Below are 11586 nucleotides of genomic sequence, written 5' to 3'. Positions count from 1 at the left end.
TCTGCGGGACGATTGCCTCATAGCGCAGGAGAACGCGCGCCTCAACGGGAATGAGTTTTCGGCTTTTACAGAAGATGCGGGATTTGTAAGGTCGCGTCCGGAATACGCCAGAAGGGATCAGCCTTGTCCACAGTCACGCCGATGATGGCGCAATATCTCGAAATCAAAGAGGCCCATGCCGACGCCCTGCTGTTTTATCGCATGGGCGATTTTTACGAGATGTTCTTTGAAGACGCCGTCAACGCCGCCGAGGCGCTGGATATCGCGCTGACCAAACGGGGCAAGCACAACGGAGCCGACATCCCCATGTGCGGCGTGCCCGTGCATTCCGCCGAGGGGTATCTGCTGACACTGATCCGAAAAGGTTTCCGAGTCGCCGTCTGCGAGCAGATGGAAAGCCCGGCGGAAGCGAAAAAAAGAGGCTCTAAATCGGTCGTAAAGCGCGATGTTGTGCGTCTTGTGACACCCGGAACGCTGACCGAAGACGCGTTGTTGGAGGCTCGCCGCCACAACTTTCTGGCCGCTTATGCCGAGGTCCGGGATGAAGCCGCCTTGGCCTGGGCCGATATCTCGACCGGGGCGTTTCACGTGATGCCTTTGACGTCCGTGCGTCTTAGCCCTGAACTGGCCCGGCTGGCGCCATCCGAGTTGATCGTGGCCGATGGAGTTCAGGACAAACTGAACGAACCTGCCCGTGATCTTGGTGTCTCGCTAACCCCGATCGGGCGCGCCAGCTTTGACAGCACCGCGGCGGAAAAGCGTATCTGCGGATTGTTTCACGTAAGCGCCCTGGACGCATTCGGCAGTTTTGGGCGCGCAGAGATTTCGGCCATGGGCGCGCTGATCGCCTATCTGGAAATCACACAAAAGGGCAAACTGCCGCTGCTGCAAACCCCGCTCAAGGAATCCGAAGACCGCGTTGTTCAGATCGACAGCGCAACTCGGCGCAATCTGGAACTCACCCGATCCCTGTCTGGAGGCCGCGCCGGTTCACTGCTGTCTGTGGTCGACCGAACCGTCACACCGGGCGGCGCGCGTCTTTTGGAGCAGCGCCTCTCCAGCCCCTCCCGCAATCTGAATGTCATCCACGGGCGGTTGGATGCGGTGAGTTTTGCGACCGAAGACAGCCTGATCGCTTCGGACCTGCGCGAGGCGCTGAGGAAAACCCCTGATCTGGATCGGGCCTTGTCTCGCCTGTCACTGGATCGCGGCGGTCCGCGCGATCTCGCGGCCATTCGCAACGGCCTGACACAAGCAGCGGCAATTGCCGAGCTTTGTGCGGACCGGGACTTGCCTGTCCTTCTGGCAACGGCGTTGCAAAATCTGGTTGGCTTCGATGACCTCCTGAACCTGCTTGATGATGCCCTTGTCGCAGAACCCCCGCTGCTGGCCCGCGACGGTGGTTTCATCGCCCCGGAGTATGACGCCGAGCTGGACGAGGCCCGCACCTTACGCGACGAAGGCCGCTCGGTCATCGCGGGCTTTCAGCAGAAATACGCGGAACATACCGGTATCACGTCACTAAAGATCAAGCACAACAATGTGCTGGGCTACTTCATTGAAACGACGGCCACCCATGCCCAGAAGATGCTGAACCCGCCCTTCAGTGAAACCTATATCCACCGCCAGACGACCGCGAACCAAGTACGCTTCACCACGGTTGAACTGTCTGAGATCGAAACCCGCATCCTGAACGCAGGAAATCTGGCGCTGGAGATCGAAAAGCGGCTCTATCAAAAGCTTTCTGACGAAATTCTGGACAAAGCCGCGCGCCTGAACCAAGCCGCGCGCGGTCTGGCCGAACTGGATCTGACCACCGCTCTGGCGGATCTGGCGCGTGGTGAAAACTGGTGTCGCCCGCAAGTCGACGCCTCGCGTACATTCGATGTCCAGGGGGGCAGACATCCGGTTGTCGAGCACGCATTACGCCAGCAAAGCGGTGACGCCTTCATCGCGAATGACTGCGATCTCAGCGCCAATGATGGTGCGGCGATCTGGCTGCTGACCGGTCCAAACATGGCCGGTAAATCAACGTTTCTGCGCCAGAATGCACTGATTGCTTTGCTGGCCCAGATGGGCAGCTATGTCCCCGCTGAACAGGCGCATATCGGTCTTGTCAGCCAGTTGTTCAGCCGCGTCGGAGCATCAGACGATCTGGCCCGTGGGCGCTCGACCTTTATGGTCGAAATGGTCGAAACCGCCGCTATCCTCAATCAGGCGGATAACCGCGCGCTGGTCATTCTTGATGAAATCGGTCGCGGTACCGCCACCTATGACGGTCTGTCCATCGCTTGGGCCACGCTGGAACATCTTCACGCCGCCAACCAGTGCCGCGCCCTGTTTGCTACTCACTACCACGAACTGACCGCTCTTGCCGGACAACTGGATGGCGTCGAAAACGCGACTGTCGCCGTCAAGGAATGGGAGGGAGAAGTCATCTTCCTTCACGAAGTTCACAAGGGCGCGGCCGACAGATCCTACGGAGTTCAGGTCGCGCAGCTCGCCGGACTGCCGGCATCTGTGGTCGAACGGGCCCGCATTGTTCTGGACCAGCTGGAAAAAACCGAACGCGAAGGTGGCAAACAAAAGGCCCTGATCGACGACCTGCCTTTGTTTTCGGCTGCGCCACCTCCACCGCCACCGGCACCGAAAGCCTCGCCCGTTACCGACCTGCTGGATCAAGTTCTGCCGGACGAACTGACCCCGCGGGACGCACTTGACCTTATCTACAAACTGAAAGAGGCGGCCAGATCATGACCGCCCCTTCATCTTTTCAAAATACTCTCGCCGAAGGCTTGGCTTCAAAGAAGCCAATCAGTTCGCAGGCATCGACGATACCCCGACCTGCGCCGGACGCAGCAGGCGGTCATGCAGCATGAACCCCTCGGCCGAAACCTGAATGATATCACCCGCACGAGTCCCCGGCACCGGGGCTTCGAACATCGCTTCATGCACATTCGGATCGAACCGGTCGCCAACCTCGGGCGTGATCACTTCGATTCCGTGCTTCTGGAACACGTCCTTCAAGGCCCGCATGGTCAGTTCAACGCCTTCGATCAGACCGGCGGCAACCTCTTTCTGTTCATCCGTCACAGTCTCAAGCGCGCGCTTCATGTTGTCGTAGACCGGCAGCATGTCACGGGCCAGTTTCGATCCGCCATACTGTTCCGCATCGCGGCGCGCCTTGTCGCCCCGCTTGCGCGCGTTTTCCGCATCCGCCAGGGCGCGCATGAACTTGTCCTTGAAATCGTCCCGCTCAGCGCGCAGCGCATCGATCTCCAGCGCCTCTTCGCTGATATCCATCAGCTCCTCAGCAAGTTCTTCCGCCTCGGCGGTTGCGATATCATCCAGAAATTCTTCGTTCTTGGGCTCTGCCATCTCTTACCCTCTAGCTCCGGTCGGATATCAGCTTGCCGACCAGTTGCGCCGTATAATCCACGATCGGCACGATCCGTCCATAATTCAGACGCGTGGGCCCGATGACCCCGACCGCACCAATTATCTTACGATCAGCGTTCATATATGGAGACACCACCAAAGAGGAACCCGAAAGTGAGAAAAGTTTGTTCTCTGAGCCGATAAAAATGCGCACACCCTCGCCTTCTTCGGTCAGTTCCAGAAATTCCGCGATGTCCCGCTTGCGTTCCAGGTCATCAAACAGCGTTCGAATGCGGTCCAGTTCCTCGGTCGCGCCGGTCTCCCCCAACAGATTCGCCCGCCCCCGCACGATCAAACGGGCCGAGTCGCCCGCATCGCCGTCCCAGGCGGCCATGCCGCTTTCGACCATCCCGCGCGCCAGCACATCGATTTCCTGCTTCCGCGCATCGATCTGGGTCTGCATCTGGCGCCGCACTTCGCTCAGCGTCCGGCCCTCAATCAGCGCATTCAGGAAATTTGCAGCCTCCCGCATCGAACTGGGTGTCTGGCCGGGCGGTGGTGTGAACAGCCGGTTCTCAACATGTCCGTCCGCAAAAACCAGAACCACCAGGGCCCGGTCATGAGCCAGCGATACAAACTCGATATGCTTGATCTCGGATTCGTGTTTTGGGGTCAGAACCAGTGATGCGCCATGTGTCACGTGTGACAAGGCGGAACCGACCCGGTCCAGCATTCCCCCCACATCACCCGCGTTAGAGCCTAATGTCTCATCCAGCTTTTGCCGGTCATCCGCTCGCAGATCGCCAACCTCAAGCAGACCATCGACAAACATCCGCAGGCCCATTTGCGTCGGCACCCGACCCGCACTGATATGCGGGCTGTCGAGCAAGCCCAAAAACTCCAGATCCTGCATCACGTTGCGCACGGTCGCGGCGCTGACTTTTTCCGACAGGGTGCGAGTCAGGGTCCGGCTTCCTACGGGCTCACCACTGTCCAGATAACTCTCAACGATCAGCCGGAACACCTCGCGCGACCGGTCATTCATCTCGTTCAGAATTTTACTTGCTTCGCTCATCGGCGGTCCCCTGCTGGGTCGTCATTAAATCGCAGGCAATTGAAAGGTCAATCGGGGTTGCATCGTAAGCCAAGGGGGCGTTATCCCCAAGCCAGCAAACAAAGGATTTTCAATGCGACCCTCTGGACGTGATCTAAACGAAATGCGCCCGGTTTCAATTGAAACGGGCTTTACCAAACATGCCGAAGGTTCCTGTCTGATCAAGATGGGCGATACCCATGTGTTGTGTACCGCCACGATCGAGGATCGTGTGCCGCCCTTTATCAAAGGCTCGGGCCTTGGCTGGGTCACAGCCGAATACGGCATGCTGCCCCGCGCGACCAATACAAGAATGCGGCGCGAGGCGGCATCGGGCAAGCAAGGCGGACGCACCGTGGAAATCCAGCGCCTGATCGGCCGCGCCCTGCGCGCCGGTGTGGATCGAGTTGCACTGGGCGAGCGTCAGATCACCGTGGATTGTGATGTGATCCAGGCCGATGGCGGCACTCGCTGCGCTTCGATCACCGGTGGATGGGTTGCCTTGCGTTTGGCAGTCAACAAACTGATGAAAACTGGCGATGTGATCTCGGACCCCTTGGTGGACCCTGTTGCAGCAGTTTCTTGCGGTATATACGCAGGCCAGCCGGTACTGGATCTGGACTACCCCGAAGACAGCGAAGCCGGCGTCGATGGCAACTTTATCATGACCGGGTCGGGCAAGCTGATCGAGGTACAGATTAGCGCTGAAGGGTCTGTCTTTAGTCGCACTCAGATGGACCAGCTTATGGATTTGGCGGAAAAGGGCGTGGCGGAATTGGCTGCAGCGCAAAAGGCCGCCGCCGCATGACCCGCAAGTTCGACGGCGACAGGCTGCTGGTGGCCACGCACAACAAAGGAAAACTTGAGGAGATGGCGCATCTCCTCGAACCCTTTGGTGTGACCGTTGTGGGCGCGGCTGAGATGAATTTGCCGGAACCCGAGGAAACCGAGGATACATTCGTCGGTAACGCCCGGATCAAAGCCCATGCCGCCGCCAAGGCGACCGGCCTGCCTGCCCTGTCGGACGATTCCGGGATCACCATCGACGCGCTGGACGGCGCGCCCGGTGTTTACACCGCCGATTGGGCCGAAACCGGCAATGGCCGCGATTTCCTGATGGCCATGACACGCGCGCACAACGAATTGGAGGCCAAAGACGCCGCCCATCCTCGTACCGCGCAATTCCGCAGCACGCTGGTTCTGGCCTGGCCCGATGGACATGATGAGGTGTTCGAAGGCATCGCGCCGGGCCACCTTGTCTGGCCCATTCGGGGTGAAGGTGGTTTTGGCTATGACCCGATGTTTGTCCCTGACGGATACGACATTACCTTTGCCGAGATGGATCGCTGGGAAAAGAACAAGATCAGCCATCGCGGCCGCGCGGTGGAAATGTTCGTGAAAGGCTGCTTTGGCGGATGATTGGCGCAACGGGGGCTTTGGCCTGTATGTGCATTGGCCTTTTTGCGAGGCCAAATGCCCCTATTGTGACTTCAACAGCCATGTTTCCAGAAATATCGATCAAAAACAATGGCTTGAAGCGTTTCTTGCTGAGCTGAACCGCTCGGCCGCCGAAACGCCAGGCCGGGTTCTGAACACGATCTTCTTTGGCGGCGGAACACCATCTTTGATGGCGCCGGAAACCGTTGCTGGTGTGATCGAGCAGGCGCGCAGCCTGTGGCGCCCGTCTAACAGCCTTGAAATTACACTGGAAGCCAATCCCGGTTCGGTCGAGGCCGGACGCTTTGCCGCCTATCGCGACGCCGGGGTCAATCGCATTTCGATGGGCATTCAGGCCCTGAACGATGATGATCTGCGCCGTTTGGGACGCATTCACACAGTGGCCGAAGCGCAAGCGGCGTTCGACATTGCCCGTCACTGTTTTGACCGCGTCAGCTTCGACCTGATCTATGCCCGCCAGCACCAAACGCTGGAGGCGTGGAAACCGGAGTTGACCGAAGCACTGGGCATGGCGGTGGACCACCTGTCGCTTTATCAGCTGACAATCGAAGAAGGCACGGCTTTCGGTGACCGCTATGCGGTCGGCAAACTGCGCGGGCTTCCGGAAGATGACAGTGCGGCAGATATGTACCTGGCCACGCAGGAGATTTGCGAAGCTCATGGTCTGCCGGCATACGAGATTTCAAATCATGCCCGCACAGACGCGGAATCCCGACACAACCTTATATACTGGCGGTACGGAGATTACGTCGGCATTGGCCCTGGTGCACATGGGCGCCTGACGCTGTCGGGGCAAAAGATGGCGACCGAAACCTATTTGTCTCCGACCAGGTGGCTGACGGCTGCTTTGAGCGGCAATGGCGAAAAGTCCCGAACCGCCCTGTCATCAAAAGATCAGGCAAATGAATACCTGTTGATGGGAATGCGCATTGCCGAGGGGCTGGACATGGACCGGTTCGCAACCCTTTCCAAAGCCCCGTTGAATCCGGACAAATTGGATGAGCTCGAGTCCTACGGGATGATCAGTCGTGATCAAAACCGACTTTTTGCAACCAAAGACGGTCGCGCGGTGCTGAATGCCGTGATCCGCGAATTGTTGGAGTAGCGCATGCAGTTTCTTTGGGCCGGACTGGGGTTGCTATGCGTGGCACTGGCGGTTGTGGGGATTGTCCTGCCGTTGCTTCCAACGGTGCCGTTCTTGCTGCTTGCAGCGTTTTTCTTCGCGCGCTCCTCATCCCGGTTGCACAATTGGCTGATCACCCACAGGACCTTTGGCCCGATGATTCTGGATTGGCAAAGCTCCGGTGCGATCCGCCCAGCCGCAAAAAAGGCGGCAACCTTGTCAGTTGCCGCCGTGTTTGGATTATCTGTTCTGCTTTCCCTGCCAGCCCACGTCCTGATCATTCAGGCCCTGGTTCTGGGCGGCGTAATGGGTTTCATCTGGACCCGACCTAACGGCTGAGCTTGGCGCACAAATCGTCCAACTGATCCAGGTTTTCATAGGTCAAAACAACTTGGCCCGATTCAGTTCCGGCCTTGTGATTGATGGACACTTTCATCGCAAGTATAGCCGAAAGATCTTTTTCCAGCGCTCGGGTATCCGCATCCTTGCCCGCATCCAGATTTCTGGCCCTGGGTGCCGTTGTTGCCGGACCGTCTTGCTTCTTTTTGACCAAAGCTTCGGTTGCTCGTACAGACAACCCATCTCGGACGACAATTTTTGCCAATTCAGACGGGTTTTCGGCCGTGATCAGCGCCCTCGCATGTCCTGCGGACAATTTCCCTTCAATAACAAGGGTTTGAACGTCAATTGGCAGAGACAGAAGGCGGAGTAGGTTGGCTATGTGGCTGCGGCTTTTGCCCAAGGCTTCTGCAAGCTTTTCCTGCGTGTGGCCAAAGCGATCCATCAACTGTTTATAGCCGGCGGCCTCTTCCACCGCGTTCAGATCAGCGCGCTGGATGTTTTCAATGATGGCAACTTCCAGAACCTCGGTGTCGTCAAAGTCACGAACAATGACCGGGATGTCGTGCAGCTGCGCCATCTGTGCAGCCCGCCACCGTCGCTCCCCCGCAACGATCTCATACTCGCTACCATTGATCTGGCGCACGATCAGCGGCTGGATGATGCCCTTTTCTTTTACCGACGCCGCAAGTTCATCCAACTGATCGGTTGAGAAAGTCCGGCGTGGCTGGTTCGGGTTCGCACGCAGTTTTTCGATCGGAACCTTGAGATCAGGGCGGCGGGATTCAGAGAAGCCGCGCCCATCTGTTTCAGTTGCGACATCAGCCATAAGGGCCGACAATCCCCGCCCCAATCCCCGGGATTTTGTTTTTTTGACGTTCACGTCGGCCTCCTCACTGCTACCTAGGCGGCGGCTCTGTTATTTTTTTGCATGACTTCCCGGGCCAGATGACGGTAGGCCATCGCCCCCAGAGACCCCGAGTCGTACTGCAAGACCGGCAACGCATAAGACGGCGCTTCGCTGACCCGAACATTTCTGGGTATCTTGGTTTTAAATACCATCTCACCCAGATTGTCACGCGCGTCTTTTTCAACCTGGCGGGACAAGTTGTTGCGGTTGTCATACATGGTCAACACAACACCTTCGATTCTCAGGTCCGGATTTGCGGTCTGGCGAACCTCTCGAATAGTCAGCATCAACTGAGACAGCCCCTCAAGTGCGAAGAACTCGCTTTGCAACGGAACCAGCACCGAATGGGCCGCAACCATGGCGTTGACCGTCAGCAAATTCAGGGACGGCGGGCAATCGATCAGCACATAGTCCAACTCAAATTTGTCAATTGCGGTCTGACGTAGCGCATCGTGAAGCAGATAGCTGCGTTTTTCATTTGAAATAAGCTCAATGTCGGCTGAACTCAGATCGACAGTGGCTGGGACAACAAAAAGCCCGTCGATTTCCGTTTCCTGAACCACCGCCTCCAGCGGAGCATCGTCAAGAATCAGGTCATAGGTCGTCCAGTCGCGGTCCTCGACGCCCAGACCGGTCGACGCGTTCCCCTGCGGATCAAGGTCCACAACCAGAACTTTGCACCCCGCTTCGGCGAGGCCTGCCGCTAAGTTGATCGCTGTTGTGGTTTTCCCTACCCCACCCTTCTGATTGGCAACCGCAATTATCCGAGGCCCTTCCGGGCGAGACAGATCAACCACGTGATACTCCTTTGACCTTAAGGATAACGGCTTGGGGTTCGGTTAAACTTCTAATTGGCTCAACATCAAAATTCCATTCCTCACGCGCTTCTTCCAGTTCTTTTTTCCAGTTGGCGCCTTTTGGGAACAGCGCTACGCCGGAATCCGCTAAATGCCTGTCGCAGAACGACAATAGTTTGCTCAGATCGGCCAATGCCCTGGCGGATAGTACATCTGCCCCGGCAGGTTCCGCCAACTCAATCCGCTTGGAAACTACAGTGCAATTTGCCCCGCACTCCCGGGCTACATTTCGCAAGAAAGCCGATTTTCGCTGATCGCTTTCCAGGAAAGTAAATCTGGTATCAGGTGCTTCATCAATGGCCATAAGTGCGCAAACCATGCCCGGGAAGCCCCCTCCGCTGCCCAGATCCACCCAATGCCCAAAGCTCTCGACACAACGGAATACCTGCACGGAATCCAGGATGTGGCGTGTCCAGATCTCCGAAAGACTGTTTTTCGAAACAAGGTTGATCTTAGGGTTCCAGCGATTCACCAAATCTACGTAGGTCTCAAACCGAGCAAATGTTTCACGTGAAACATTCAGCCCGTCAAACAAGGCAAGCTCTGAGTTCATGCTTTCCGGGCTTTCAGGCCGCGCCTTAGTTTTGCAAGAACCAGTGCCAGAGCGGCAGGAGTAACGCCTTCGACCCGACTGGCCTGTGCAATATTTTCGGGCCTTGCTGACGAGAGTTTTTGCTTCATCTCGGAAGAAAGCCCATCCATCCCGAAATAATCGAAATCTCGTGGGATTTCATAGGATTCATCCCGCTTCATAGCTTCGACATCCCTTTGCTGGCGCGCGATATAATTCGCATAAAGCGCGTCTCGCTCGACCTGCAACCGAATTTCATCTTCGACCTGTTCAAGATCCGGAAGTAGCGGGATCAAATCCTGAAAACTGACATCTGGGAAGGCAAGGATTGCCATTCCATCCCTGCGGTTTCCGTCCTGGTTGACATTGATTCCTGCTGCCCGCACTTCCTGTGGCGTGAAGCTTTGTTCTTTCAGGCGAGATTTAGCCTGATCCAGCTTTTTAACCTTTTCTTCAAACTGGTTTTTTCGATGTTCATCAATACAGCCCAGTTTTATTCCGATTGGCGTCAACCGTTGATCTGCATTGTCAGCACGAAGGGACAGTCTGAATTCTGCCCGAGATGTAAACATTCGATAGGGTTCTGCCACACCACGCGTTGTCAGATCGTCGATCATGACACCGATATAGCTGTCGGCCCTTGTAAAGTGAACCGGATCCCGCACTTGCGCTTCCAAGGCCGCATTCAGACCTGCGACCATACCTTGTGCCGCCGCTTCCTCATATCCTGTGGTACCGTTGATCTGACCCGCAAGATATAGACCCGGTACATCAGGCAAAGACAGTGAGCTCGTCAGAACACGTGGGTCCACGTAATCATATTCGATCGCATATCCAGGTTGCAGTATTTCAGCGGCCTCGAGTCCCTTTATGGACCGCACATAGGCCAGTTGAACATCCTGAGGCAGAGATGTCGAAATTCCATTCGGGTAGATTGTGTGTTCGTTCACACCTTCTGGTTCAAGGAAAATCTGATGGGAATCCTTGTCCGCAAACCTAACGATTTTGTCTTCGATCGAAGGGCAATATCTGGGCCCAACACCGTCTATGTGACCGCCATACATTGCCGATCGGGACAGGTTGTTTTGAATTATCTCGTGGGTACGTTCGTTGGTATGGGTGATCCCGCATGAAATTTGTGGCGCGACCGCTGTTTTTGTCAGGAACGAAAAGAATGTTGGATCCTCATCGCCCTTTTGCTCATCCAGTCCCGACCAATCGATGGTTCTGCCGTCCAATCGCGGTGGTGTCCCGGTTTTGAGACGTGACATCGGAAGATCAAATCCGTCCAGGCGCTCCGCCAGTTTCACCGATGGCCGGTCCCCCATCCGACCTCCGGGCTTTGACACATCTCCGATATGTATCACGCCCCGAAGGAAAGTGCCTGAGGTCAGAATAACAGTTTTCGCGTGAATCTCTGATGAATCAGCCAGTTGAACTCCGGCAACTCGTGATCCATCCATCAGGAAGTCGACGACTTCCCCGGTAATCACGGACAGGTTTTCCTGTCTTTTCGTCGTCGCTTGCATGGCGGACCGATACAACGCGCGGTCAGCCTGTGTTCGGGGGCCCTGCACGGCCGGACCCTTGCGGCGATTAAGCAGGCGAAATTGAATACCAGCCTGATCGGCGACCTGACCCATGACGCCGCCCAGGGCATCAATTTCCCGAACCAGATGCCCCTTGCCCAGCCCGCCGATTGCCGGATTGCAGGACATTACCCCGATATCCGTTTCAGACAAGGTGACCAATGCGGTGGTGGCACCCAACCGAGCTGCGGCATGTGCGGCTTCGGTTCCGGCGTGACCGGCACCAATTACGACGACATCAAACATTGAATGTTTCACGTGAAACACT

General features: G+C 56.7%; 11 protein-coding genes. 5 read left to right on the top strand and 6 right to left on the bottom strand.

Translation table 11 applies throughout. The features are described 5' to 3' along the window. The first annotated feature begins 141 nt into the window (after positions 1-141). The gene (gene mutS, locus ACR1XU_RS10450; protein WP_480907358.1) at positions 142-2757 is read left to right on the top strand and encodes a DNA mismatch repair protein MutS; all 2616 of its coding nucleotides are present in this window, start codon (positions 142-144) and stop codon (positions 2755-2757) included. Positions 2758-2814: 57 nt separating this feature from the next. Here mutS and ACR1XU_RS10445 read toward each other — a convergent pair whose 3' ends face one another. Continuing rightward, positions 2815-3378, bottom strand: coding sequence for a nucleotide exchange factor GrpE (locus ACR1XU_RS10445; RefSeq protein ID WP_170612739.1), 564 nt, complete (start codon positions 3376-3378; stop codon positions 2815-2817). 10 nt (positions 3379-3388) lie between these two features. Then, the gene (gene hrcA, locus ACR1XU_RS10440; protein WP_170612741.1) at positions 3389-4453 is read right to left on the bottom strand and encodes a heat-inducible transcriptional repressor HrcA; all 1065 of its coding nucleotides are present in this window, start codon (positions 4451-4453) and stop codon (positions 3389-3391) included. A gap of 112 nt (positions 4454-4565) precedes the next feature. Between hrcA and rph the strand changes: the two genes are divergently transcribed. Genes rph through ACR1XU_RS10420 form a run of 4 tightly spaced genes read left to right on the top strand, consistent with a single transcriptional unit; the run spans position 4566 to position 7391 of the window. Beyond that, a complete protein-coding gene (gene rph, locus ACR1XU_RS10435) occupies positions 4566-5279 on the top strand; it encodes a ribonuclease PH (RefSeq protein WP_480907303.1) in 714 nt (237 codons plus the stop codon). Then, positions 5276-5890 (top strand): RdgB/HAM1 family non-canonical purine NTP pyrophosphatase, encoded by a 615-nt coding sequence (rdgB, locus tag ACR1XU_RS10430; protein ID WP_480907305.1) that lies wholly within the window; start codon positions 5276-5278, stop codon positions 5888-5890. The genes rph and rdgB overlap by 4 nt, the downstream gene beginning before the upstream one ends. After that, complete coding sequence (gene hemW / locus ACR1XU_RS10425; RefSeq protein WP_480907307.1) at positions 5880-7034, top strand: radical SAM family heme chaperone HemW; 1155 nt, start codon at positions 5880-5882, stop codon at positions 7032-7034. The genes rdgB and hemW overlap by 11 nt, the downstream gene beginning before the upstream one ends. A 3-nt stretch (positions 7035-7037) precedes the next feature. Next, positions 7038-7391, top strand: coding sequence for a YbaN family protein (locus ACR1XU_RS10420; RefSeq protein ID WP_170612749.1), 354 nt, complete (start codon positions 7038-7040; stop codon positions 7389-7391). On the opposite strand, the gene ACR1XU_RS10415 is transcribed toward ACR1XU_RS10420, so the two are convergent. Genes ACR1XU_RS10415 through mnmG form a run of 4 tightly spaced genes read right to left on the bottom strand, consistent with a single transcriptional unit; the run spans position 7381 to position 11576 of the window. Further along, positions 7381-8274 (bottom strand): ParB/RepB/Spo0J family partition protein, encoded by an 894-nt coding sequence (locus ACR1XU_RS10415; RefSeq protein WP_480907309.1) that lies wholly within the window; start codon positions 8272-8274, stop codon positions 7381-7383. The genes ACR1XU_RS10420 and ACR1XU_RS10415 overlap by 11 nt on opposite strands. A gap of 20 nt (positions 8275-8294) precedes the next feature. Beyond that, on the bottom strand, positions 8295-9098 hold the full coding sequence (locus ACR1XU_RS10410) for an AAA family ATPase (RefSeq protein ID WP_170612753.1): 804 nt from the start codon (positions 9096-9098) through the stop codon (positions 8295-8297). After that, positions 9091-9711, bottom strand: coding sequence for a 16S rRNA (guanine(527)-N(7))-methyltransferase RsmG (gene rsmG, locus ACR1XU_RS10405; RefSeq protein ID WP_480907311.1), 621 nt, complete (start codon positions 9709-9711; stop codon positions 9091-9093). The genes ACR1XU_RS10410 and rsmG overlap by 8 nt, the downstream gene beginning before the upstream one ends. After that, on the bottom strand, positions 9708-11576 hold the full coding sequence (gene mnmG, locus ACR1XU_RS10400; RefSeq protein WP_480907312.1) for a tRNA uridine-5-carboxymethylaminomethyl(34) synthesis enzyme MnmG: 1869 nt from the start codon (positions 11574-11576) through the stop codon (positions 9708-9710). Before mnmG ends, rsmG begins: the two co-directional genes overlap by 4 nt. Positions 11577-11586 lie beyond the last annotated feature (10 nt).

It is taken from the genome of Ruegeria sp. D1(2025) (assembly GCF_056536425.1).
The sequence above is the reverse complement of the archived record's forward strand: the minus strand, read 5'-3'. Positions and strand labels throughout refer to the sequence as shown.

Bases quoted from the DNA above. Each gene is read 5' to 3' on its own strand.
- mutS (WP_480907358.1), top strand. From the start codon at position 142: ATGATGGCGCAATATCTCGAAATCAAAGAGGCCCATGCCGACGCCCTG.
- ACR1XU_RS10445 (WP_170612739.1), bottom strand. From the start codon at position 3,378: ATGGCAGAGCCCAAGAACGAAGAATTTCTGGATGATATCGCAACCGCC.
- hrcA (WP_170612741.1), bottom strand. From the start codon at position 4,453: ATGAGCGAAGCAAGTAAAATTCTGAACGAGATGAATGACCGGTCGCGC.
- rph (WP_480907303.1), top strand. From the start codon at position 4,566: ATGCGACCCTCTGGACGTGATCTAAACGAAATGCGCCCGGTTTCAATT.
- rdgB (WP_480907305.1), top strand. From the start codon at position 5,276: ATGACCCGCAAGTTCGACGGCGACAGGCTGCTGGTGGCCACGCACAAC.
- ACR1XU_RS10420 (WP_170612749.1), top strand. From the start codon at position 7,038: ATGCAGTTTCTTTGGGCCGGACTGGGGTTGCTATGCGTGGCACTGGCG.
- rsmG (WP_480907311.1), bottom strand. From the start codon at position 9,711: ATGAACTCAGAGCTTGCCTTGTTTGACGGGCTGAATGTTTCACGTGAA.